General features: G+C 36.0%; 23 protein-coding genes. 15 read left to right on the top strand and 8 right to left on the bottom strand.

The window, feature by feature from the left end; translation table 11 throughout:
* Positions 1-12: 12 nt before the first annotated feature.
* From ACERII_RS09325 to ACERII_RS09295, 7 genes are all read left to right on the top strand, one after another.
* Entirely contained in the window at positions 13-828 is an 816-nt protein-coding gene (locus tag ACERII_RS09325; protein ID WP_373641804.1) for a lipid II flippase Amj family protein, read from the top strand.
* Between the two features lie 85 nt (positions 829-913).
* On the top strand, positions 914-1,288 hold the full coding sequence (locus ACERII_RS09320) for a DUF2500 domain-containing protein (RefSeq protein ID WP_373641803.1): 375 nt from the start codon (positions 914-916) through the stop codon (positions 1,286-1,288).
* A gap of 850 nt (positions 1,289-2,138) precedes the next feature.
* Positions 2,139-2,846: an ABC transporter ATP-binding protein gene (locus ACERII_RS09315; protein ID WP_373641801.1), complete on the top strand. Its 708-nt coding sequence runs from the start codon at positions 2,139-2,141 to the stop codon at positions 2,844-2,846.
* Positions 2,847-2,849: 3 nt separating this feature from the next.
* Positions 2,850-4,103: an ABC transporter permease gene (locus tag ACERII_RS09310; protein ID WP_373641800.1), complete on the top strand. Its 1,254-nt coding sequence runs from the start codon at positions 2,850-2,852 to the stop codon at positions 4,101-4,103.
* Positions 4,104-4,189: 86 nt separating this feature from the next.
* Entirely contained in the window at positions 4,190-4,936 is a 747-nt protein-coding gene (locus ACERII_RS09305; RefSeq protein ID WP_373641798.1) for a 3'-5' exonuclease family protein, read from the top strand.
* A gap of 315 nt (positions 4,937-5,251) precedes the next feature.
* Entirely contained in the window at positions 5,252-5,776 is a 525-nt protein-coding gene (locus ACERII_RS09300; RefSeq protein ID WP_373641796.1) for an RNA polymerase sigma factor, read from the top strand.
* Complete coding sequence (locus ACERII_RS09295) at positions 5,763-6,992, top strand: hypothetical protein (RefSeq protein WP_373641795.1); 1,230 nt, start codon at positions 5,763-5,765, stop codon at positions 6,990-6,992. Before ACERII_RS09300 ends, ACERII_RS09295 begins: the two co-directional genes overlap by 14 nt.
* A gap of 426 nt (positions 6,993-7,418) precedes the next feature.
* Here the strand turns inward: ACERII_RS09295 and splB are convergent, their stop codons facing one another.
* The 3 genes from splB to ACERII_RS09280 all read right to left on the bottom strand — a co-directional run bounded on the left by splB (position 7,419) and on the right by ACERII_RS09280 (position 9,280).
* Positions 7,419-8,468, bottom strand: a complete 1,050-nt coding sequence (gene splB, locus ACERII_RS09290; RefSeq protein WP_373641794.1) for a spore photoproduct lyase — start codon at positions 8,466-8,468, stop codon at positions 7,419-7,421.
* 29 nt (positions 8,469-8,497) lie between these two features.
* Positions 8,498-8,743 (bottom strand): transcriptional regulator SplA domain-containing protein, encoded by a 246-nt coding sequence (locus ACERII_RS09285; protein WP_373641793.1) that lies wholly within the window; start codon positions 8,741-8,743, stop codon positions 8,498-8,500.
* A 195-nt stretch (positions 8,744-8,938) separates the two neighbouring features.
* Entirely contained in the window at positions 8,939-9,280 is a 342-nt protein-coding gene (locus ACERII_RS09280) for a phasin family protein (protein WP_373641792.1), read from the bottom strand.
* 440 nt (positions 9,281-9,720) lie between these two features.
* On the opposite strand from ACERII_RS09280, the gene ACERII_RS09275 reads away from it, so the two are divergent.
* Together ACERII_RS09275 and ACERII_RS09270 are read left to right on the top strand one after the other, a co-directional pair.
* Entirely contained in the window at positions 9,721-10,824 is a 1,104-nt protein-coding gene (locus ACERII_RS09275) for a carbohydrate kinase (protein WP_373641791.1), read from the top strand.
* A gap of 43 nt (positions 10,825-10,867) precedes the next feature.
* Entirely contained in the window at positions 10,868-11,791 is a 924-nt protein-coding gene (locus ACERII_RS09270) for a pseudouridine-5'-phosphate glycosidase (protein ID WP_373641790.1), read from the top strand.
* A gap of 89 nt (positions 11,792-11,880) precedes the next feature.
* On the opposite strand, the gene ACERII_RS09265 is transcribed toward ACERII_RS09270, so the two are convergent.
* From ACERII_RS09265 to ACERII_RS09255, 3 genes are read right to left on the bottom strand one after another with little or no spacing between them, the layout of a single operon-like run.
* Positions 11,881-12,894, bottom strand: a complete 1,014-nt coding sequence (locus ACERII_RS09265; RefSeq protein ID WP_373641788.1) for an ABC transporter permease subunit — start codon at positions 12,892-12,894, stop codon at positions 11,881-11,883.
* Positions 12,884-13,759, bottom strand: a complete 876-nt coding sequence (locus ACERII_RS09260) for an ABC transporter ATP-binding protein (RefSeq protein ID WP_373641786.1) — start codon at positions 13,757-13,759, stop codon at positions 12,884-12,886. Before ACERII_RS09260 ends, ACERII_RS09265 begins: the two co-directional genes overlap by 11 nt.
* Positions 13,749-14,144 (bottom strand): GntR family transcriptional regulator, encoded by a 396-nt coding sequence (locus tag ACERII_RS09255; RefSeq protein WP_373641785.1) that lies wholly within the window; start codon positions 14,142-14,144, stop codon positions 13,749-13,751. The genes ACERII_RS09260 and ACERII_RS09255 overlap by 11 nt, the downstream gene beginning before the upstream one ends.
* A gap of 622 nt (positions 14,145-14,766) precedes the next feature.
* Between ACERII_RS09255 and ACERII_RS09250 the strand changes: the two genes are divergently transcribed.
* The 5 genes from ACERII_RS09250 (at position 14,767) to ACERII_RS09230 (ending at position 19,105) form a co-directional block, all read left to right on the top strand.
* On the top strand, positions 14,767-15,651 hold the full coding sequence (locus ACERII_RS09250) for an NAD-dependent epimerase/dehydratase family protein (RefSeq protein WP_373641783.1): 885 nt from the start codon (positions 14,767-14,769) through the stop codon (positions 15,649-15,651).
* A 27-nt stretch (positions 15,652-15,678) separates the two neighbouring features.
* Complete coding sequence (locus tag ACERII_RS09245; protein ID WP_373641781.1) at positions 15,679-15,933, top strand: CGCGG family putative rSAM-modified RiPP protein; 255 nt, start codon at positions 15,679-15,681, stop codon at positions 15,931-15,933.
* Between the two features lie 172 nt (positions 15,934-16,105).
* Positions 16,106-16,633: a sigma-70 family RNA polymerase sigma factor gene (locus ACERII_RS09240; RefSeq protein WP_373641780.1), complete on the top strand. Its 528-nt coding sequence runs from the start codon at positions 16,106-16,108 to the stop codon at positions 16,631-16,633.
* Complete coding sequence (locus ACERII_RS09235) at positions 16,626-17,990, top strand: DUF4179 domain-containing protein (RefSeq protein WP_373641779.1); 1,365 nt, start codon at positions 16,626-16,628, stop codon at positions 17,988-17,990. Before ACERII_RS09240 ends, ACERII_RS09235 begins: the two co-directional genes overlap by 8 nt.
* Positions 17,991-18,151: 161 nt before the next feature.
* Entirely contained in the window at positions 18,152-19,105 is a 954-nt protein-coding gene (locus ACERII_RS09230) for an aldo/keto reductase family protein (RefSeq protein ID WP_373641777.1), read from the top strand.
* Between the two features lie 360 nt (positions 19,106-19,465).
* Here the strand turns inward: ACERII_RS09230 and ACERII_RS09225 are convergent, their stop codons facing one another.
* Both ACERII_RS09225 and ACERII_RS09220 read right to left on the bottom strand, forming a co-directional pair.
* The gene (locus tag ACERII_RS09225; RefSeq protein ID WP_373641775.1) at positions 19,466-20,383 is read right to left on the bottom strand and encodes a hypothetical protein; all 918 of its coding nucleotides are present in this window, start codon (positions 20,381-20,383) and stop codon (positions 19,466-19,468) included.
* Positions 20,364-20,930 (bottom strand): RNA polymerase sigma factor, encoded by a 567-nt coding sequence (locus ACERII_RS09220; protein WP_373641774.1) that lies wholly within the window; start codon positions 20,928-20,930, stop codon positions 20,364-20,366. The genes ACERII_RS09225 and ACERII_RS09220 overlap by 20 nt, the downstream gene beginning before the upstream one ends.
* A gap of 639 nt (positions 20,931-21,569) precedes the next feature.
* Between ACERII_RS09220 and ACERII_RS09215 the strand changes: the two genes are divergently transcribed.
* Positions 21,570-23,336 carry an ABC transporter ATP-binding protein gene (locus ACERII_RS09215; RefSeq protein ID WP_373641772.1) on the top strand — a complete coding sequence of 589 codons (1,767 nt, stop codon included), beginning with the start codon at positions 21,570-21,572 and terminating at the stop codon, positions 23,334-23,336.
* Positions 23,337-23,338 lie beyond the last annotated feature (2 nt).

The raw sequence follows: 23,338 nt of genomic DNA, 5'->3' as shown, positions 1-23,338 counted from the left end.
GAAGGTATCTAAGTGGATTTTATAACAGATAAAGTTTTACTCATAGCACTATTTATTCTCATTATCCATTGCATTGAAACATTAGCATATTCTGTTAGAATTTCTGGAGCAAGAGTACGTTTAATTGCATCAGGGTTAGCTTTATTTAACTTAATGGTAATGGTTTCAAGACTTGCGAATATGTTGCAACAGCCTTTCACTGGTAGTTTAATAGATACCGCACCGACTATAAATACTCTACAGTTTGTAGAAAATCAGTACCGAGTTATTATTGGTGCATCTACCATTGGTACTATAATAGGAATATTACTATTACCTACTTTTATTGCATTATTTTCAAGAGCCATTATTCATCTTTCTGAAACAAATGGGTCCATCCCTTTACTGGTAAGAAAAGGATTATCCGTTGAATATATTAAAAGAAGTTTAAAGCATATACACGTGCCAAGAATGAACTATCTAAAAGACATAAGCATAAAAGACTTCCCAATAAAACTGTTTATTATTAATATGGTCATCACCTCCATATATACGATAGGAGTTCTATCTGCATTATATGCTTCACTATTAGCACCAGAAAGAGCTTCAACAGCAATAATGGCATCTGGATTGATTAATGGTATTGCTACCATCTTACTTATCATATTTATTGACCCTAAAGTTTCGGTGTTAGCAGATAATGTGGTAAATAGAAAAGGTAGTTACTTATCTTTGAAGGCAATTTCCATCATGATGGTATCTTCTAGGCTGTTAGGAACAGTGTTAGCACAAGTTCTCTTCATTCCAGGTGCAAAGTATGTAGCCTGGTTTACTCAATTTATTGTCTAACTAAAATATTTGTGATTTTTTCGTTAGATGAAACCGTTTGTTGCTAATATCGTAATATATATAGTTAGAGGAAGGAAGTGAGATCATGTTTATGGAACCGAATTTTTTAGGTACAATTTTTCCCCTGTTTTTTATGTTAGTTATTGGTCTTATACTTTTTCAAGTTATAAGGGGAATTGGTGAATGGTCTAATAATAATAAGCAACCCGTTTTAACAGTTAATGCAAAAATTGTTTCTAAACGAACGAAAATAAGTCGACATTCTCATGCTAGTGGTAATGGTCATCATCACCATAGTACTAGCACAACCTATTTTGTTACCTTTGAAGTAGAAAGTGGAGACAGAATGGAGTTAAGAGTATCTGGAAAAGAGTATGGTTTACTTGCAGAAGGGGATGTGGGAAGAGTCACATTCCAGGGAACAAGGTATCACGGTTTTGAAAGAGTAGCATCTATGTAATTTAAGAAACTGTGGCGTCATGTCACCGGTTTTACTTGTGAGGTGCAAAACGTCAAATCACAGACGAATTCACACGCTAAACACACATCTTTCGTAACTAGATCCGCAGTATAATTCCATATTACAGTGGCACGAAGGTTCTTCGTGCCATTGTTTTAATATTTGCTTATTTCATTAACCATTTGTTGAAGTAAATGAGGTTTTCTTGGAAATTTATTAGATAAACTTAGCTTATCGCCAAGTCCTTGTATTCCTATCCTTACCAGTGAAATAAAATAAGCGGAGAATTTCCGTTTAAAATCAAAATTCACCTAATTTCTTGGCAAATAAGTGGAGTTTTTCCGACTATGCAAAGGAAATTCCTCCTTTTTAAATAGATTTGTGTCAATAAGCGGAATTTCTCCGTTTATTCAGACTATTTTCTGTGCTATTTATTAAATAAGGGAAAATTCTCCGTTTATTTATTCAATTGAGCATATCCCCTCGTTTCTATAATTACATTTCTTGAAAGATTCTATATATCCTTTCATTTACTTTAATATAAATATCCAAGTCTTTCCTTTTCACCTTAGAATTCGCATGGTAAGTCACATCACAATCAGATGAAGGATATATTTATTTCCACCTATGTGAATAGGGGTGTGAATTGCATTGAACTTCATATCTATTTAACGATAAAACACTAATATAACAACAAAAAATCGCATGTGATTTTACTTACGATGGCTTGTTTGCACCCCTGAAGTAAACCCGCTAGCGTCAGTTCACCGTTTTTTTTATATGAATCTTTTTCCATTAATATTCGTATAGAAAGAATGGAATACGGATGAAGAAGAGGTGACTAGATTTGATGAATGAAAATGTTTTAGATGTACATATCGAACGTGCTGGTTATTCAGATAGCAAAAACACCATAACCAATATACAATTTCATATTGAAAGAGGAGAATTAGTAGGCCTTATCGGTGCAAATGGGTCTGGGAAAAGTACTACAATAAAAGCCATTTTGAATATGCTTGAAATGGATGGAAAAGTTACATTTTCTAGTGATAAAGGGAAACGGTATGCTTACGTTCCGGAACAACCTTCCTTTTATGAGGAATTAACTCTGTGGGAGCATTTGGAATTTGCAGCTACAGTATGTGAGCTACCGGAAGAGTGGATGGATTACGCGAATACGTTGTTACAAGATTTTCGAATGGATCATGTTATTCACCACCTTCCCACTAGTTTTTCGAAAGGGATGCAACAAAAACTGATGATCATCCTCGCTTTTATGATTAAACCGGACGTTTATATTGTAGATGAACCATTTATAGGTTTGGATCCAAAATCTACAAAGATGCTTTTACGATATTTGGAAAAAGAAAAGGAACGCGGAGCAGGTATATTGATGTCTACTCATGTACTAGATACTGCGGAGAAATATTGTGATCGCCTTCTTCTTATTGCCGATGGTGTAATCAGAGTAAATGGAACATTGGCGGATATTCAGAGACTTGCAAAACTAGATTCGGGATCCTTAATGGATTGCTTTGAAGAGTTAATGGAGTGGTAAATGATGAGTAATAGTATAAAGCTTATATTCCTTAAGAGAGTAAAAGAACATTATCTTCAACTGTTTAAGTTATATAAATCGACAGTTGATTGGGTAGTCTGGTTATATTTTATTATTCCAGCAATGATCATCTCCGTTTATCAATATATTCGCTGGTGGCAAGTACCATGGAATTTAGATATGTCAGAAGAGGTCTTAACTATTATCCTTTTTGGTATCCTTTTTTTATTTTTGCAAATAGGAAATGTTCGTTTTTTTATGGAACGAGCAGATCAACTTTTTTATCGGCAATTTGAGGGGAAATATGACCAATTGATGAAATTAGGAATGTATTATTCTAGTTTTATCAATTTCCTTTTAACAAGTATCGTATTCCTTGTTCTAGCACCAATCTTTATTGTCCAGCTAGCATACTCGTGGTATATATGGATAGCGTTTTTCTTTTTCATTATGTTTGCTAGGTTAATAGTGATTATAGCAAGACAATTACTGCAGTTTCGTTGGAACGGATGGAAATATTACATAGCAATTAGCTGCTTTTCCATAGTTAAAGCCTGGGTTTATATGGGGTTAGTATATAGTTGGCTTCATTTTAATGATCCAATACTAATTATTCTTTCTCTTTTCCTTGTTATCTCGTTATGTATAACAGTGGTATTTTTTCGTTTGCGGAAAAATGGTGTGTTCCAAGAAGATATTGCGCGGGAAATTATGCTGAAATATCGCTTTACTTCTATGGCTTTACAAGGCGCTACCATCATGGGAGCACAAAAATTTCAAAAGTTGAAACCTCCTAAAGTGAAAAAAAGGTCTTGGTTATTTCGAAATTCAGAGACAATCTTTTCGAAGCGAACCGTACAAAATGCCATGATAGAACTTCATATCAAATATATTATCCGAAGTAAAGAAAGGCGCCGCTCTTTTTTTCAACTAACCTCTGTGTTATTATTCGCTATCATAATTGCACCCGAGATAATAAAGTGGATAATCTGGGGTCTAGGTATCATTATTTTTATTCAAATCAACTGTGCGTATGTCTCCGAAATGAAACGTTCCATCTTTTTAAAAACATTTGATTGGAATGAAAAAATGTCGATTATTTATACTTCAAGAAGTGTATTCTGGATTAATGCTCCGTTTTTGATTCTTATCGGCTTTGTTGCAGGAGCCCTGTTATTGTCATGGTGGGGCTTACTCTATGGGCCAATCTTCACCATAAGTATTAGCTATTTAATTCAACCTTTGTTTCAAAAGTAATAATCATTTTAGAATAAGTGAAACAAAATACCATGTTTTCTCGTTCTATGAAGTGAGAGTACTCATTCGTAGGAGCTGAGAAGAAGATGAATGCCATTATGGTTGAAATTAGTTGGAGTAGTAATAAAGGAAAAGGGCATTTTCGAGAAATGACAGAGATTGCTGCATGCCAACTTCAATCTGTGGATGGTATCGTTGTGGAAGGTGGAACATTTCATTCTTTTATTCGTCCAGTTTTTCAAAAATGGAAAAAAAGTAGAGTAAGTCATCCGAATTATTCAGATTGGTGGTTAGCGCCCACTTATTCAGATGTAATGGTGAAATTTGATGAATGGTACGGTTCGGTAGGCAATGTTCCTTGGATAGTTTGGAATAGGTACTTATTTTCTGTTTGGGAAGAGAATAGGAATAAGTTTCAAAATTATTCTGTTTTACCAACTCAGGTAATTAGTATGGAGAAAGAATTAAAGGGAAGAAATATTCCTTATAAAAAAAGTGAACAATTACAAGCTAAAAATAAATTAAAGCATCTAACGAACTTACTATTTACATTACCGCTGGAAGAGTTGAAACCAGAGGAGTTCCATTTACCGAAAAAAGAAGATGAGCATTATAAGCAAAATGGTAGCATCAAGAATTTAAGTGGATTACTAGAACAAAATACAATAACGTTATCAGATATTAAGGAATGGAGTCATTTATCTGAGAAGCATCTAGTAGACATTTTCTTTCGAAAGCAGAAAGTAAATTCATTTCAACTACAACGATTGCAAGAAGCCTGGACGATGTGGCAGACATTGCAGGAATTGCAAGAAAGCTGGAAGGATCGTTGATTAAGAATTGGGAACATGTTCGTGAAGGGCACGATCGGCGAGAACGTGCCTTTCACAAGGGAAAATAGTTGTCTTTTATACCGTAGGCTACCTATGAATCTCCCACCTTTCGTCCATCCCCATTTATGTATTCATACGAAAGCAAGTATGATAATCTAGATTTTGCCCCTGATGAATAGTTTCTACAAAAAATCCCTATATTCAGTTTCTCTTAAATAAATAAACGATAATGGAAAAATTCTCAAAACTATGCAACTTTATTTTTTTTTATCCGTTGTTATTATAGACAGTTGAAGAGAAAGGAGTGTTAGTAATTTGGATCAAGATTATATAAAACATCAAATCAACGAATGGTACACCCAGTTTAGCAATGATATATATCAATATATTTATTTAATGATTCGTGACCACGAACAAGCGAAGGATTTAATGCAGGATACATTTATTCGTGCTTTCGATAAATTTTCTACATTCCACGATGAGAATGCTAAAGGCTGGTTGTTTCGAATTGCACGAAATATAACCATTGACTATCTAAGAAGAAATAAACCGATAGCGTATTTTTTTGACAAGGCACCAATCATATCGGGGAAAGAAGGCATACCTGAAGAAATTGTATCCTTACATGAAACGACAGAAGAGCTATACGTTGCATTGGGAAAAATAAAGACTTCGTTTCGTGATGTTATTATTTTAAGAAAAATAAAGCGTTTTTCTATACAGGAAACTGCAGACATACTGGGTTGGAAGGAAAGTAAGGTTAAGTCGACGTTATTTAGAGGGATAAAGGAATTGAAGGAACAGTTGGAAAAGGAGGGATATGTTCATGAAGAAAAATGAAGATATGGATAAAGGTTTCACTGAGCTTAGTGAGAAAATAGTTTTAACCAAATCAGAACATAATGAAATCCTTTCTAACATTAATAGCGGAATAGATCAAAAGTCAACGAAAAACATATCAAAAAGGAACGGTGGATTTCCATATAAGTATTATTTAGCTGTGGGAGCTGCGATCTTGTTACTCGTTTTATTAGTGCAACCATCCTTTGTTTCTTTTATAGGAACAAGTGAAAAATCACTTACGAAGGAAGAAGCACTAATCATTGTGAAGGAGCAGTTACAAATTGGAATGACGGAGGACGAAGTGGTTGCCCTGTTTGGCAGTACGTACCTAGAAATAGCTTCTGCAAAAGATGATGAAAGAATGTGGAGATATGATATCGAACCGAAAGATGGTTATTCATACGAATCGGCAGATGATTTCATAGATGCTACCGCAATGACAAGTGGAGAAATAAATATGTATGTGTTTATTACATGGGGGGATGACAATGTTGTTTCTCGATTTGGGGCATTATACTTAAATGATGAAGATGGCAGATTATATCATTATCAAGTGTATTCTGATGGTGATGAAACAGAAACTAGGGAATTGCCAATAACATCTAAGAAGGATCCTGTTAGTATTACAGGCAACACGAGTCGTAATAGTACAGTTTATGAAGGGGCAGAGTACTATGAAGAGATTTATACTATCTATCATGGTTTTACAAGACCTGTGGAACGTTCAGAGGATGGAAACTTTCTGGGGAATCCGAGGATGGTAAGTATAGGTTTTAGTGATGGAACGGAAGAGACGTGGGAAGTTCTGATTGAAGTAGTGTTAGCCTGGGAAGATAGTACATTTATTGGGAAATTTAGAGAAGAAGATGAGGATATTTATTTTGATCTGGATTCAAAAGTTGCAGAATTACTATTTTATATGTTTGATGGATATCTCCATCTTTATGGATATGACATAGAATATGAAGGAGAAGATATAGACCCTGAGAATTTTGATTATCATCAATTTGATCATCCGGAATTTTCCTTCGAGCAAATCCTCATTGATTATGTAGGGGAAGATGTATTTTATGAATGGTTTCATTCCATAGAATTACCAGAAAGAACGATGACAAACTTTAAAAAATATTTTGACTTATCAGATGGTGAATTAAATAAAGCCTTTTTTGATTATCATAAAAATTATCCTAATGGAAAGCCAGTTGAGGGGTAGGGGTTAAGTGTAATAAATTCTGAGGTCTATTCTGAAAATACGTGTATCAGACTAAAATTGAACACTGACTTTGTTGGTCTGTATTTCATTCGCTTCTGTCCACTCCTTTCCTGTGAGGAGTTGCCGAGCCCCTCCACGACTACGTCGCTACGGTGTCTCGCCTCTACTCTACTTCCCACTGGAGTTCGTGGACCTGCGCTCATTCCATATAAAGTGAAGAGCACTAATATGCTTCATAACGTATTTTGATCCGTCATGGTTGCTAATTTTACTTTCATCGAGGTCTATGCTGATAATATGCGTGTTAAGATGTCGTCAAACTATCTAGTATTTGGTAATATTTCCTTTCCCTTCTGTTCCCTCCTTTCATGAAAAAAAGACCTACCGTCCGCTTTTTTTCTGGCGATTAGGTCTTTTCCTGCATCCTTATGTGAAATACTCTATTTTTGCGTTAGGGAAGTATTTTTCCATATATCCATACAACGTGTCCTTAATGTCTTCTTGCTCGTCTGTTTGATATACGTATTTACCTATACCGTATTTACCCCATTTATATTTTCGTTTTTCTTCATCGAGTTCGAGCTTTGTCATAGGGTAATTTTTTTGAATTACCTTTTTAGCTGGCTTCGTAAATCGGTGCTGAATAAATTCAAATGTGATATCATCTCGAGCATCCTTCGCCAACTTACGGTCTAAGATCTCGAACATCTCCTTATATCCATCTTTCCAATTTTCATGAAGGTAAATGGGAGCGACGATAAATCCAAGTGGATATCCTGCACGTGCTACCTTTTCAGCAGCTCCAATCCTATCTACTAATGGGGAAGTTCCATGCTCAAAATTTCGAATTACATAATCTGCATTTATGCTAAAACGAAATCTTGTTTTTCCACGATGATTCGCATCCAATAAATGGTCTACGTGATGATACTTCGTTACGAATCGAAGCTTACCATATTTCCTCTCTCCAAAATGTTCGATGGTCTTCTTTAAAGAATGAGTTAGGTGGTCAATACCAACTATATCAGATGTACATGCTGCTTCAAAACGGGTAATTTCTGGTTCACGTTCTGCCATATATTTATCGGCAGTATCAAGTATCTCGTCTATATTTACGTATGTTCTAATATATGGTTTACTTCCCATAGTTGTTTGTAAATAGCAATATTGGCAATGCCCCATACAGCCTGTTGCGAGTGGAATTGCGTACTCAGCTGATGGCTTTGATGTATCAAATTTTAATGTTTTACGAACACCAACTACTAGAGTTGACTTTGCATTGCGATACTTTTGTAAATCATTGTCACCAGGGATGTTCCTGACTTGGTTATGGGAAGTGGTGCTCCGAATTTCTAATCCCATCTTCTCGAATTTTTTCTTTAGCTCCACCCCCAATGGATATTCAAGTGCATTGGGCTCAATATATACTAATTGTGGTGTGAATGGTTTTATTGATCTAACTGTTTTTACTGCCATGAGTTCACCTTCTATTTTATACTAATTGATTACATCTCTAAATTTGGTTCATGAAAGTACGTATTATACATTTCTTCTGCTTCTTGATACGTTTCAAACATGGCATAGTCATCCGTTAATGGCATGTAATCTTCAAATAAAAACAAAACAGTTCTTCCAGGATGATCAGGATGATCCACCACAGCAGCTTCTTGAATCTCCGCCACTGTTTGAGTATGGGGGTTTCTACAAATTACGTAAACACTGTCTCCAGGTTGTAGATGTGTGATATCCATGATCGTTCCTCCTTCTTATTTTGACCTAAACAGTTTACATGACTGTATCAACTAGTGAAACTGGTGTTGGTTCCTTCTTAATGTTTCTTATGAAAAAACACAATATACGATAATGCTCTTGTTAAATAATCCCGTGATATTTTATGGGAAAAAGGAAAAAGCGCCCTTAAAAGGAGCGCTTCCTTACTAGTACAACTATTCTAACTCGTCTTGTATTTTTTCTGTAACTGTAGAATCAACATTTATTTTTTTTTCTAAAGCTACCACACGCTGTTTTAGTTCGTCGAATTCATCTTTCGAAACAACTTCAAGCTCTAAGTCGTTAATCATGGAGCGAACCTTTTCTTTAGAGCGACGATTCCAACGCTCTCCTGTTTCTTCACCTTTTTTTACGAGAGAATCAAATAATTCTTCTGCTTCTTTCGGTGTTAGCTTTCCTTTTTCAACAAGATCTTGAAAGTATTTTTCTACTTTCTCTTTACTTGCAACTGCTGCTCCTAGACCGAGCAAAAAACCTTTTTTTAACAAGTCATTCATTGGTAAAGCCTCCTTTAATTATAGTATTACGTAAGCTTCCTAGCTCTTGTTGTTTTTTCTGGATAAGTTCTTATACGTTAGCAGCGGTCCAACTAATCTCATTTACGAGGAAGTAGTATGAATGGTTTCATTTCATTCTGACATTGTATCAATTTTATGTTACCGAAAAGTTTACTCTCCTTTTTATTATGGTTATTCCCATTCATAATCCTCAAATAACAAGAGAAAGATAATTCTATCAAAACAAATTTCGTAAAATGGCTTAAAAATCAGGCTTTGACTTTTCATTTTTTCCCATAGTGTTTAACTTCCCTAAAGGATTTAAGTATAAAAAAGTCAGATTTGTCTGGCAAATAGTTATGAAAAATAAACATTTGACTATTAAAAGGACAACTGTTTATAATGGACTTGTTAACTCATTAGAGGTAAGGGGTATACTCATGTTAAATGACAAAGAACATCGCATTTTAGAGCTAATAAAAAAAAATCCATATATTACACAACAAGATATAGCAAATGAATTATCTTTATCTCGATCAGGTATAGCTGGTTACATTTCAAGTTTGATAAAAAAAGGAAAGATCGTTGGTAGAGCTTACGTAATCAGTACGGAAGAAAACGTTCTTTGCATTGGTGGTGCTAATCTTGATCGAAAAGCTCAAGTGAGGACGGAAATTAAATGGAAAGATTCTAATCCAGTTACTTATACGGAATCGCTAGGGGGAGTAGCAAGAAACATCGCTGAAAATTTAGCGAGATTACAAGTGAGCACGTCATTGTTGACCGCTGTAGGTATGGATAATATTGGGGAAAAACTAATTGTTGAAACGAGTGCAACCCAAATTGATATGACACCGACTGTTCGGTTAAGTAATAATATGACAGGTACATATACGGCTATTTTAAACGAAAAAGGGGAAATGGTTGTTGCTCTTGCAGATATGGATATTTATGATTCTGTGCAGACAGACAACTTAAAGGAATTGTGGAGTCATATAAAATCAGCTTCTATTGTTGTTTTAGACACCAACTTCCCGAAAGAAGTTTTAACAACTGTCATTAAAGAAAGAGCAGTAGTAGAAGGTATTCTTGTTCTTGTTCCTGTTTCCAGTATGAAGATGGATCGAATGCCAGATGATTTATCGGGAATAGATTTCTTAATTTGTAATGAGGAAGAGCTTCAAGTTTTAATTAATAAATATGAGTTAAACTGTCCACAGCAAATAGATGCGATGGATGCTATTTTAAAACTAGGTGTAAAAAATATCGTTGTCACATGTGGAGATGAAGGTTTGACCTTTTTATCCCAAAGTGGAGATTTTCATAGTATACCTATTGTGAAATCTGAAGTGAAAGATGTAACAGGAGCTGGGGATGCACTTGCTGCGGGAATTATTTATGGACTACAAAAAGGGAAAGATATAAAAGAAGCGTGTATGTTCGGTCTAGCAGCAGCAAAACTAACTGTCTCTTCTACCAAAACAGTTAGTAATGACTTAACAGAAGAAGCCTTAATTCAGATCGTAGCTGAGTCTTTTAAATAATAATAGATATAGCTTACGAAAAAGTAAATGGAGGATTAACATCATGGTGACAAACGAATACTTACAATTTTCTGAAGAAGTAAAGCAAGCCCAAAAGGATGGAAAGCCAATTGTAGCATTAGAATCTACAATCATTTCTCATGGTATGCCGTATCCACAAAATGTGGAAACAGCCAAAAGAGTAGAAGCGATTATTCGCGAAAATGGTGCAGTGCCAGCAACAATGGCTATAATGGATGGAAAAATAAAAGTTGGTTTAAATGATGAGGAATTGGAGTTTTTAGCGAAGGAACAGAATGTAGTAAAAGTAAGTCGACGAGATTTTCCTTCTGTACTTTCGTTAAAACAAACAGGGGCAACAACGGTTGCAGCCACGATGATTTGTGCAAAGTTAGCGGGAATTGATGTTTTTGTCACTGGAGGAATTGGCGGCGTACATCGTGGAGCAGAGTTGACGATGGATATTTCTGCGGATCTTCAGGAATTAGCAAAAACGGAAGTGGCGGTTGTTTGTGCTGGGGCAAAATCTATTTTAGATATCGGTTTAACGTTAGAGTACCTTGAAACATATGGTGTACCAGTTATTGGGTACAATACAGATGAATTTCCTGCTTTCTATACGAGAAAAAGTGGGTTTGGGGTAGATGTGAATGGTCAGACTCCTGGAGCCATTGCAGAAATGCTACAAACAAAGTGGGAGTTAGGATTATCTGGTGGAGCCGTCATTGGAAATCCAGTACCACAGGAATTTGATATGGAAGAAATGGGAATTAAAGAAATTATTGAAAGTGCATTGGAAGAAGCGAAGGTGCAAGGAATTTCAGGTAAAGAAACAACTCCTTTCTTGCTGAACAGAGTAAAGGAATTGAGCGAAGGGAAAACATTAGAAACGAATATTGCCTTAGTAGAGAATAACGCATTAGTAGGTGCACAGATTGCGGTATCATTAATCAAATTAAGAAAATAAGCAATGTTCACATAAACGTCACGGGCCTGGTCCCTGAACCTTTGTTCAGGGACCAGGCCCGTGACAATTTTGTGACATATCTTATCAAATTATTTATTTTTCACCATCAGGTTCATTTGCAATAATCGTTTTGTTATCAAGTAAGAGAAGAATAAGAAGATTGCAAATCCAATCCAGTAGGTGATAATTCGTAACGTTGTTGCATCATATGGTGCTAAGGAAGATACGATAATACCGCCTAATAAAGAAAAGCAAAGGGTAATTCCCACTAGGAAGAGAGGATGAAGTCCTTTAAAGATTAAGAATTCTCCGTTGTGCTCGACTTTATTTAACTCATAAAGTACAACGCCTATACCTGCGAACAGAATAATACCAATTATTGGATATAGGAGATCGACGAACGATGTATTAATATGAGAAAATACATGATAAAAAATAGTTATATTTTCCACCCAGTCAGGCTGGCTAGGATAGTGGCCACCATGCACATCGATTAATGCAGCAACCAAAAAGTAAAGACCTAGAGGGAAAATACCAAATATAAATGTTAATGCAATTTGAGAAATCATCTCCCCTGTGAACGTTCCAATTAATAAAGCAAAAGAAAAGATGAACAGGAACCCTAACAAAGGTCCAACGAAAAGCTCCAATAATGTGAAATTAGCTAGTTCACTGCCAAACTCCGATTGCATGAAAATGAAGTAAGCCACAAAAAAATTAACACTGTGGAACACTGTAATGATGCAAGCACCATACAACCATTTCGCTAAAAAGATATCTTTTCGAGCAAAGGGTAGTGAAAAAGAGAAGTCCATTCTTCGTGTATTACGCTCCACTCCTATAAGTAAGCAGGCTAAAAATATGATGACAAACATAACGATGAAAGCAAACATTCCTTGAAAAAATAGATTGTATATTTCATATATATAAAATTCAAAAGGTTGGATAGGGAATTGAAGTCTTAACTGAGTTTGTCTTGTTCGCCATGACTCTAATGTCATAATCGCTTGAAAGGGTAAATGAATCATAAAAAGTACGAGCAACATCCAAACAACCATTTTTGTCTGTTTGTAATTTTGGTACCAAAGTCCTTTATGAAACAATGTCGTCACCTCCTAATTTAGCAACAAAAAGATCTTCTAGGGAAATTGGCAATTCCTCATACAATATAGGTTTATGTTTTTTTAATAGTGCTTCTGTTTCCTTGTTATCACATCCGATAATAACCGTATATACTCGGCCAGTTTGATTAATAACTTTAACCTTGTTTTCTAGTTCTTCAGGAATATGACCTTCAAAAACAAGTTGTATTTTATTGTATTGTGATTTCATCGTATCTAGCTCGTAATGGCTATCTACTCTTCCATCCTTAATCATGACTATTTCGTTTGCCATAAATTCTAATTCATCTAATCGATGGGAAGATATAATAACAGCTACATTATTTTCAGCAACTTCTTCAACTAAAATTTTCAATACTCGTTTTTTCAAAATAACATCAAGACCATCTGTTGGTTCATCAAGTAAGATATATTTTGCTCTTGTAGAAAAAGCAACAACTAATGAGAATAGTGCTTTCATCCCTTTGGAGTAATTACCGATTCGTTTAATAAAGGGTAAAGAAAAACGTTCCATTAAGTCTTGAAAGTATGCTTCATCAAACTGAGGATAAATACTTTTATATAACGTAAGAATTTCTTTCGTACTATAAGCTTTTAATGCTTGAGAAGAATCAGGAACGAAAATAATTTCCTGTTTTAGCTTGGGATTGGTAAAAATACTATCGTTGCCAATAAGAACATCACCTTTTGTAGGGTCAATGATACCTACCATTGTCCGCAGTAATGTTGTCTTCCCAGCTCCATTCCTCCCAACGATACCTACGATACTTCCTGTTTTTACCTCGAAATCTATGTCAGATAAAATCTCACTTTGATGTATTCGTTTGGACAGGTGCTTAATTTTCATTCTTATCCCCCCTTATTTCGTCATAAACTTCATCCATCCATTCAGAAAACTCTTCTTTTGAAATTCCAGCATAATGACTATCGATAATAAGCTGTTTTAACGATTGCTTCACCTTTTCCACCTGCCTAGGATCAACTGATTGACTTAATTCTTCTGAAATAAATGTTCCTCTTCCTCGAATGGTGATGATTACACCTTGTCGCTCTAATTCTTGGTAAGCTTTACTAACGGTGTTTGGATTAATTACCATCTGAGATGACAATTCCCTAACGGAAGGGAGTTTTTCATTAGGTTTTAAAATCCCTTTTGCACACATTTCCTTTACTTGTTGAATGACTTGCTCATATAAAGGTGTATTCTTCTTCGGATCAATATGAAAATACATAGCTTCACCACCTTTGTTATATAAACCCAATTGCTATTTGAAAAGTTATAATGTATTAAGTGTATTACAATATATAGTACACATTTAGAGTATATATTCTTTTTTTATGATCGGTCAAGGAAATTTGTATCAAAATGGCGAATATGGTAAGTACAATTTGTTTTGTAAAAAGAATCTGATAAATTATAATGTTGATAAAGTAGGATGGAGACCTAGAATTGACGTACCTTCAGGGGAGACTTCCCAGCAAGTGAAAATTTGCACCAGGGGGATGAAAATACGCTGTGAGTACTTTTAGTACTACAAACCTTATATGCAATGAGCGGAATTCCACGAACTCCAGTGGGAATAGAGTAGAGGCGAGACACCGTAGCGACGTAGTCGTGAAGGTGGCTCGGCAACTCCCCACAGGAAAGGAGTGGACTGGAGCGAATGGAATATAAACCAACAACGTTAGGAATACTAGATAAGTTTAAAACCATTAACTCGCTTATTTTCAGGGTAGACATAACCGAAATTTATAATAAAACTAAAGTTTTCCAAAAACTAAAAGTTTATGTGATCTATATCAACGAAAATATATAGTAAAAATTGTACAATTTATAGGAGAGAGGGAAAAACAATGAGAAAAGTGTTAGTGTTAGGTGGAACTCGTTTCTTTGGTAAACGCCTCGTACAAAAGCTAATCGAAAATGGGGATGAAGTTACAGTAGCAACAAGAGGTGAAACTGGTGACCCTTTTGGAAGTGCAATAAATCGAATAAAGGTAGATCGGTTTGATCGTGAATCTATGAAAAACGCATTCGAGGAAGGTTCATGGGATGTGATCTATGATCAAATTTGTTTCTCCCCAGATGATGCACAAGATGCATGCGATGTTTTTCGTGATAAAGTGAAAAAATACGTGTTAACGTCTACCCTTGCAGTTTACGCTTATGATGAAAATGCGAAAAAGGCAGAAAAGGATTTCAATCCTTTTAACTATGACATCACATACGGGAGAAAAGAACAATTTGATTATGCGGAAGGGAAACGGTTAGCTGAAGCTGTGTTTTTTCAAAAAGCTCCATTTCCAGTTGTAGCACCTAGACCACCTATTGTTTATGGAATAGATGATTACACGGAACGTCTACATTATCATGTTCGAAAAGTATTGGTGGAAGAAGTAATCGGGTTCGATAACTTAGATACAGTAACTTCTTTTGTGGATTCTGAGGATTTAGCACAATTTTTATTTTGGGTCGGCTTTCAAGATTTGAGTGGTCCTGTGAACACATCATCACCAGATCAAATCTCGTTTCGTGAGATAATAGAGTTAATTGAAAAGAAAACAGAAAAGAAGGCGAAAGTTCAGCCACCGAAAACGAAGGAAGAAAGTTCACCGATGAATTTCCCTGTGTCGATCTATCAGGATGTCTCATTAGCAAGGGCATCAGGCTATGATTTTAAATCTTTATCCCAATGGTTTGAACCTCTCATTGAAGAAATTGTAAAACAAGAAAAATAGTTTTGCTTTCTGAAAGGAGGAAGACTTTTGACAAAATCTTGGTCTGCTTCATTAGAACACGGAGAATACGAAGATGATCGGGAGCTCGTGATAAAGCATGCAATTGAAGCTGTGGAAGAAACGCAGTCAGGTACGTACGTGAATCTTGTTACCCCTCATAATTTTGGGAATCCCGAGCAGTATTTAACCTCAATATTAAATGAGAAGTTTCATGATATACTAGATATGAAGTATATTGATCAATGTGGGTGCGGAGGGCACGTTCTTCGAATCTATAAATAGACACAAAAAGTTCAGGGACCTGGTCCCTGAACTTTTTTTCGGGGACCAGACCGCGCACGATTTTGTGACAAAATTTTTTTCTTGAATCTGAATCGTTTTTTCAGTGTTCTTGGTCTAATGGGTGTAAATTAAAAATAAAAAGAATATGTTCTATGAAGAGAGAGGGAACACTATGAAAGAAATAGAGTTAGTTAAGTTAGCTCAGAAGGGGAACGATGATGCATTTTATGAACTGATGATGATACACAAGAATCAGCTTTATCGAATGGCTTTAACGTATTTAAAGAGAGAAGAGGATGCGATCGAAGCTATACAAGAAGTGACGTTTCGTGCATATAAGATGATAAAGAAACTACGAGATCCTTCTTTTTTTCAAACGTGGCTTATCCGGATATTAATTAATTATTGTAACGATGAATGGAAGCGAAAGAAAAGGTATACAGTTGTTGAGCAACAAGATTTGGAAATGAGAAACGGCTCCAATACATTAGACCACGACACGAAACTTATGCTCGATCAATCAATGAAAGGGTTAAAGCCTGACTACCGAAACGTAATAATTCTTAAGTTTTTCGAAGATTTAACAGTGCAACAAATCGCAGATATTTTGCAAAAGCCTGAAGGAACAATAAAATCGTGGTTACGACGCGCTCTGCAAGAGTTAAAGCTAGATTTACAGGAGGCGGATTTATATGAGTAATAATAACGATATGAAAAACGTGAAGGATAAGCTGCATACGATTTCTCCTCCGTCAGAAGTGGATCTTGCAATCGAGCGGGGAATGGCAAAGGGGAGAGTGCTAAGAAGAAATAGAAAGGTATTTGTTCGTTCAACACTAACAGCGGCGGCAATATTTATTCTATTAATTACGTCTATCCGTGTTTCACCAACCTTTGCATCTGCATTATCCGAAATACCTATTTTAAATAAATTAGTAGAAATAGTAGTACATGATGATAACTTACGAACTGCTATTGAAAATGATTTTATCGTTCCAGTGGATGCTACAGCTAATGCACATGGAATTATGGTTGATATAGAAGGAGTTATTGTCGATGAGTCACGACTCGTTATTTTTTATTCTCTCATCGATCGTGGTTCAGAACGTAAAGATGGTGAGATTCGCGATATCATGTTACACAATCAAAATGGTAATGGAATCGAAGCTGTATATAGTTATTGGGGAAGATATGATTTTACAGAGCAGGAGATATGGCGAGATACAATTGAAATAAGTTTTCCACTAGAAGGAAAAGTACCTGAAACGTTAAAAATGGGTTTTCAGTTTTTGGAAGATTCCGTTGCAGATGGAAATGATCCTTTTCCATGGGAACTAACGATAGATATTCCACATGAAGCTTTTGAAGAGTTAACACAAGAATTTGAAGTTAATAAAACAATAATGATTGAAAACCAGGAAATCTATATTCATGAGGTAATTATATACCCAACGAAAACAGCAGTCGTTTATGAATATTCCGAAGAAAATGAGTATGAAATATATGATTTGAAGGATATTGTATTGGTAGATGGGGCAGGCAATGAATGGTCTAGGGTTAGTGGAGGAATGATAGGTTTTGGAGCAGGTGAGGATGGGAAACGTGTTTTATTTTTAGATAGTCTTCACTTTGATGGTGTACCTGATGAATTGTATTTAAAAGGTTCGAAAATAAGTGCTTTACCTAAGGATAAGGATTCAGTGATAATTGATACGATAGAAAATAAAATGCTATCCGGTCCAAGTAATATGAAGATAGATACTTTGGTAATAACAGATAAAATGATTACTCTGGAATATACATTAACGGAGCTAGCTCTTGATGATAATCCAAATCGGTATAATTTACTAAGTAGTCAAATATACAATGAGAAGGGTGTAGAAGTTAAAACGGAAGGAAGTTCAGCTATAAGTAGTGAGGAAGAAGTGCAGCCTGATAGTTTCTCATTTAATGAAAGATTTCATTTTGCTGAAAAGCTAGAAGATAGATATTTACACTTTACATTTTACTATTACCCTAACTACCTAGAACAACCATGGAGAATTAAAATAAAATAATCAAGTAAGTTCACAAAAAATACACGGGCCTGGTCCCAGAACAAAAGTTCAGGGACCAGGCCCGTGGCAATATTGTGTCTTTTGTTTTCTCCTTCTAAGATTATCCATTATAATAAAAGTGATAGAAAAATTACATACCTATACTGGGAGGTTCTAAGTCTATGAAATACCGTCAATTAGGAAGAACCGGGTTAAAAGTAAGTGAAATTAGTTTAGGAAGTTGGTTAACATACGGGAATAGTGTGGAAAAAGATCAAGCAGAGAAAACGATTGATAAAGCATATGAGTTAGGAATTAACTTCTTTGACACAGCAAATGTGTATGCTCGTGGAGAAGCAGAAAAAGTAGTTGGACAAGTGCTCCAGAAATACCCGCGTGAGTCATACGTTCTTGCAACAAAAGTGTTTGGACAAATGGGAGAAGGACCAAACGATCGTGGACTATCACGTAAACATGTTTTCGAACAATTACATGCAAGTCTGGACCGCCTTGGACTTGATTACATCGACATTTACTACTGCCACAGATACGATCCAACTACGCCTGTTGAAGAAACCCTACGCACTATTGACGACATGCTACGCCAGGGGAAAATTCTTTATGCAGGTATTAGTGAATGGTCCGCAGCTCAAATAGAGGAAGCAATCCGTATTGCCGATAAATATCTTCTTGATCGAATCGTTGTAAATCAACCGGTATACAACATGCTAAATCGGTATATTGAAAAAGAGATTATCCCTGTTAGTGAAAAGTATGGCATCGGCCAAGTAGTCTTTTCGCCACTTGCTCAAGGAGTACTTACTGGGAAATATAAAAAAGGGCAAGCTTTGCCGGAAGGAACTCGTGCAACAAACCCTGATCTGAAGAAATTCGTAGAGCAATTCTTAGAAGATAATATGCTTACAAAAGTAGAACAACTCGAAGGAATAGCAAACGAACAGAACGTAAAGCTCTCTCAGTTAGCATTAGCATGGATCTTACGTCAGCCTAACGTTTCAAGTGCCCTTATTGGTGCAAGTCGACCTGAGCAAGTGGAAGAAAACGCTCTAGCAGCTGACATTGAATTATCAAGTGATGTTCTTGAAAAAATCGAAGAAATTCTAAACGATAAATAACAGGATAGACCTCCATGCAAGTGACAATTTACACCATGAAGGATGAAAATACGTTACGAAGTAGGATAAAGTGCTACCCATATTATATGGAATGAGTGAAAGCCCATGAGACTCCTGTGGGATGCAGAGCAGAGGCGAGACTTCGGAGCGACGTAGGAGTGTAGAAGGCTCGGCAGCTCCCCTAGGAACGCGAATGGGCTGAAACGAATGGAATAACTACCATCAAAGTTAGAAATACTAGATATTTTATATCCGTTTGATAACGAGTATTTCAGGATAGACAAAATCAAAAGGCCATGGGAACACCAACAATCCCATGGCTTTAATTGATCCTCTAAATTAAACTTCAAACAATGTTTATCACTCAAACACTAACTCATTCACAAATGTCTCTAACGCGTCCTCAAACAATGGATTTTCTGCAACTACAGGTTGCTGTGCTTCCATGTAATATATTGAATCTCCATCTCTTAATACTGCAAAATCGAGGAAAACACCATCCTCAGAGTGTGCCCATCTACTGTATCTTTCTACAGTATCAAACTGAGGTCCTGTTTCCATTTCCTCAAACCCACGAGCAATCAACTCGGAATAATAGTCTTCCACAAACCCATCTATATCAGTAGAATTTAGCCTTGAGACCCACAACCACGAATTTTCCGACATAAAAATTTTCACTGATCCTGTTCCTATATTACCAGAAATACTTAGGTCAAACGTTGGATTAATATATGTGGAAAACTGAAGTTCTTCATTCCAATAAAGCTCATAGATGACTCTTTCCAACCTTCCGCCAGTATCCACTTCTTTTATTAACATATCCTCACGTTCACCTGGATAAAATCTATCCTCAAACGGAGCATCATAATCTGCGTTATCATCATAATCCAATTCCTCATTGCTATTATTTGATGTATCATCACTACCTGATAATACATCATGCTCTGAAGTAGGAGAACCTTCCTCTGCACTTCTACCATCGCCACTATCGTCATTATAATGATAACCAGCATCATCCGAAGCAGCTTCATTACTATCGCTACTCCCCATATGAAATCCAGACATAACGGAATTAAATAATATTCCTATGATGAAAATTACCCCGATCATTGCAGCTGCGACACCACCATATTTGGAAAAGAACGATTTTCTTCTTTCCCGATAGCGCTTATCGTTCTGAACAGATTTGAAGATAGTACTTGCAGATGTTTCAGAAGGGGTTTCATTATATTTATTTTTTAATTCATCCATTCCTTTATCAAAACGCTTTTGATTCATAAACAAGACCACCTCCCTCTAAACAATCTTTCAAACGCTCTTTCCCGCGTTTTAGTCTTGTTTTTACCGTTGACTCCCGCATTCCCATTATTGAAGAAATTTCTTTTATGGATGCTTCATGAAAATAAAAAAGTACGATTGGAACTCTATATTTTTCATCCATTGATTGGATGGTTTCATGCAAAATGCGTGCATCATCAGACAAGTCTAGGTTTTCCTCATAAAACGTGACAGGTTTTTCCTGAATCGTTTTTTGAACTTTTCTCTTCTCACGTTTCTGTTTTCGGAAAAAATCTTTAGCTACATTCAGGGTGACACTATAAAGCCACGTGCTGAACTTTCCTCGTGAATACTTGTGTAAAAAACGATAAACTTTAATAAAGACCTCTTGAGTTACATCCTGTATATCTTCATCTCGTACGCCGATTTGTCGTGCAAAGCGCTCTACAGTAGAATGGTATGACTGAATCAAATCATAATAAGCTTGGTCATCACCATCTAGCGCATCACGAATCCATTGTTGCTCCTGTTCCGTTGTTTCGCACATGCTTCCGGCCTCCCCTCGTCTATATAACTACTATTTTAATCAAAAGGTTTCAAATAAAAAACGAAAATATTTTTAAAAATCTGTTGACGAAGAGAAGCGATAGTGCTACATTAAGAAAGGAAATTACCTAAAATTACTAAATTTTTCGAAAGGGGGAGAACGGCATGATTAACATTATTTCTATGAATGTAGCAATTGTAATTGCTGGAAAACTGAATAATCATGTTGTGACTCCACCTGAATTAATATGATAAAGAACTAGGTTTGTTTCTTTACGTAATAATAAGGTGCAGGTCACAACACATTGTGGCATGCACCTTTTCTATTTTATAAAACAATTTGGCATGAAGGAAACAGGGGATATTTCCCACTTGTTCTAGCCAACCATTTTTTTATAAAAGACACTCGGGCAAGCATACGATACCCGTGTGTCTTTTTGTGTTTCAAGGCAAAGGTGCTACCGGCTTTTAGGTCATTAAATGTTTACTATAAAGCCGATCACATATAAAAAATAAATTGGAGGAAGAAAAATGATTATTTTACTTTGGATCAGAAAAAAGCGACTAACAGAGAAGGAAGCTTCAGGTGGCGGATAGTACGAAAGAGGAGACAAATGAATAACGCTAAGGAGATGAAAATATGTTCTCAGTTTTAAAGAAACTGACATGGTTTTTCAAGCAACATTGGAAGAGATATACGATAGCACTAACACTTTTATTGATTGTAAGTTTACTAGAAGTTACTCCGCCAAGATTGCTAGGTTATTTCATTGATGAAATTCATCAAGGTCAATTAACTGCGGAGAGATTAACATTTTATATATTATTTTTGCTTGGATTAATGACAGTTATCTACCTCATGACGTATGTTTGGATGCGTCAGTTATTTGGTGGGGCTTATATTATTGAACGATCACTTCGTTCGAAATACATGCATCATTTAATGAAAATGACCCCTACGTTTTATGAGAAAAATAAGACGGGAGATTTGATGGCAAAGGCAACGAACGATCTTAAGGCTATTTCGTTAACGACGGGATTCGGGGTGTTAACTCTTGTAGATTCCACGATATTCCTGATCGTTATTCTGTTTATGATGTCCGTACTCGTAAGCTGGAAGCTCACGTTAGCGGCGATTTTGCCATTACCAATTATGGCTTATCTCATGAAACGCTATGGGAAAATCATTCATGAGAGATTTATGAAAGCTCAGGATGCATTTGGAGGTATGAACGATCAGGTGCTAGAATCGATTGCAGGAGTTCGAGTGATTCGGGCGTTCGTAAAGGAAAAGGATGATCAGAAACGATTTGCGAACTTAACAAATGATGTTTTACAGAAAAATATTGCGGTTGCTAAAATTGATGCATTATTCGAACCCACAATAAAAATACTTGTAGGTTTAAGTTATATGATCGGTTTAGGTTATGGAGCATTTCTTGTGTTTCATAATGAAATTACACTGGGACAGCTCGTATCGTTTAACATCTACCTAGGAATGTTAATATGGCCTATGTTTGCATTCGGTGAGTTAATGAACATTATGCAGCGAGGAAATGCATCCATGGACCGTATTAACACAACATTTGATTATGAGCCAGATGTAAGAAATAATGAGGAAATTGTATCTGTCGTAGAACCGAAAGAGATTGAGTTTACATCTCTAACATTTGCTTATCCAAGCTCAGAGGAGTCTGTATTAAAAAATATTTCTGTCTGCATTCCAAAAGGGTCAACCGTAGGAGTAGTTGGTAAAACAGGAAGCGGAAAAACGAGTTTTTTCAAGCAACTGTTACGTGAATACCCAATCAAGGAGAATCAGCTTTTTATATCAGATACAGCAATTGAAAAGATCGATTTATCTCAACTGAAGAGTTGGATCGGCTATGTGCCGCAAGATCAATTCTTGTTTTCCAAAACAATACGTGAAAATATCCTATTCGGACGACCAGATGCAGAAGACTATGATTTATATCGTGTGATGGATCTAGCGTCTATTACAGCAGATATTGATACGTTCTCTAATGGAATTGAAACGCTCGTTGGGGAAAAGGGTGTCTCGTTATCTGGTGGACAAAAGCAGCGAATCTCCATTGCAAGAGCGCTGATTAAAAATCCTGAAATCTTATTATTAGACGATGCATTGTCTGCAGTAGATGCTAAAACAGAAACAACCATTGTACAAAATATTCGTAAGGAACGTGCTGGAAAAACAACGTTCATTACCGCTCATCGAATGTCTGCCGTTAGACATGCAGATATCATTATTGTGTTAGATAACGGAACAATTGTGGAGCGGGGAACACATGAAGAATTAATGATGTTACAAGGCTGGTATTCTGAGCAATATTCGAAACAGCAAATGGAAGAAGCAAATAAGCAAACAAAGGTGGTGGCAGCGAAATGAAA

Origin of the sequence: Evansella sp. AB-rgal1, assembly GCF_041820985.1 — a bacterium.
GTDB lineage: Bacteria > Bacillota > Bacilli > Bacillales > Salisediminibacteriaceae > Evansella.
This window is presented reverse-complemented; position numbering and strand designations above follow the sequence as displayed.

Excerpts from the sequence above, each read along its gene's own strand:
- ACERII_RS09320 (WP_373641803.1), top strand. The coding sequence starts at position 914 with ATGTTTATGGAACCGAATTTTTTAGGTACAATTTTTCCCCTGTTTTTT.
- ACERII_RS09315 (WP_373641801.1), top strand. The coding sequence starts at position 2,139 with ATGAATGAAAATGTTTTAGATGTACATATCGAACGTGCTGGTTATTCA.
- ACERII_RS09310 (WP_373641800.1), top strand. The coding sequence starts at position 2,850 with ATGAGTAATAGTATAAAGCTTATATTCCTTAAGAGAGTAAAAGAACAT.
- ACERII_RS09305 (WP_373641798.1), top strand. The coding sequence starts at position 4,190 with ATGAATGCCATTATGGTTGAAATTAGTTGGAGTAGTAATAAAGGAAAA.
- ACERII_RS09295 (WP_373641795.1), top strand. The coding sequence starts at position 5,763 with ATGAAGAAAAATGAAGATATGGATAAAGGTTTCACTGAGCTTAGTGAG.
- splB (WP_373641794.1), bottom strand. The coding sequence starts at position 8,468 with ATGGCAGTAAAAACAGTTAGATCAATAAAACCATTCACACCACAATTA.
- ACERII_RS09285 (WP_373641793.1), bottom strand. The coding sequence starts at position 8,743 with ATGGATATCACACATCTACAACCTGGAGACAGTGTTTACGTAATTTGT.
- ACERII_RS09280 (WP_373641792.1), bottom strand. The coding sequence starts at position 9,280 with ATGAATGACTTGTTAAAAAAAGGTTTTTTGCTCGGTCTAGGAGCAGCA.
- ACERII_RS09275 (WP_373641791.1), top strand. The coding sequence starts at position 9,721 with ATGTTAAATGACAAAGAACATCGCATTTTAGAGCTAATAAAAAAAAAT.
- ACERII_RS09270 (WP_373641790.1), top strand. The coding sequence starts at position 10,868 with ATGGTGACAAACGAATACTTACAATTTTCTGAAGAAGTAAAGCAAGCC.
- ACERII_RS09260 (WP_373641786.1), bottom strand. The coding sequence starts at position 13,759 with ATGAAAATTAAGCACCTGTCCAAACGAATACATCAAAGTGAGATTTTA.
- ACERII_RS09255 (WP_373641785.1), bottom strand. The coding sequence starts at position 14,144 with ATGTATTTTCATATTGATCCGAAGAAGAATACACCTTTATATGAGCAA.
- ACERII_RS09250 (WP_373641783.1), top strand. The coding sequence starts at position 14,767 with ATGAGAAAAGTGTTAGTGTTAGGTGGAACTCGTTTCTTTGGTAAACGC.
- ACERII_RS09240 (WP_373641780.1), top strand. The coding sequence starts at position 16,106 with ATGAAAGAAATAGAGTTAGTTAAGTTAGCTCAGAAGGGGAACGATGAT.
- ACERII_RS09235 (WP_373641779.1), top strand. The coding sequence starts at position 16,626 with ATGAGTAATAATAACGATATGAAAAACGTGAAGGATAAGCTGCATACG.
- ACERII_RS09230 (WP_373641777.1), top strand. The coding sequence starts at position 18,152 with ATGAAATACCGTCAATTAGGAAGAACCGGGTTAAAAGTAAGTGAAATT.
- ACERII_RS09225 (WP_373641775.1), bottom strand. The coding sequence starts at position 20,383 with ATGAATCAAAAGCGTTTTGATAAAGGAATGGATGAATTAAAAAATAAA.
- ACERII_RS09220 (WP_373641774.1), bottom strand. The coding sequence starts at position 20,930 with ATGTGCGAAACAACGGAACAGGAGCAACAATGGATTCGTGATGCGCTA.
- ACERII_RS09215 (WP_373641772.1), top strand. The coding sequence starts at position 21,570 with ATGTTCTCAGTTTTAAAGAAACTGACATGGTTTTTCAAGCAACATTGG.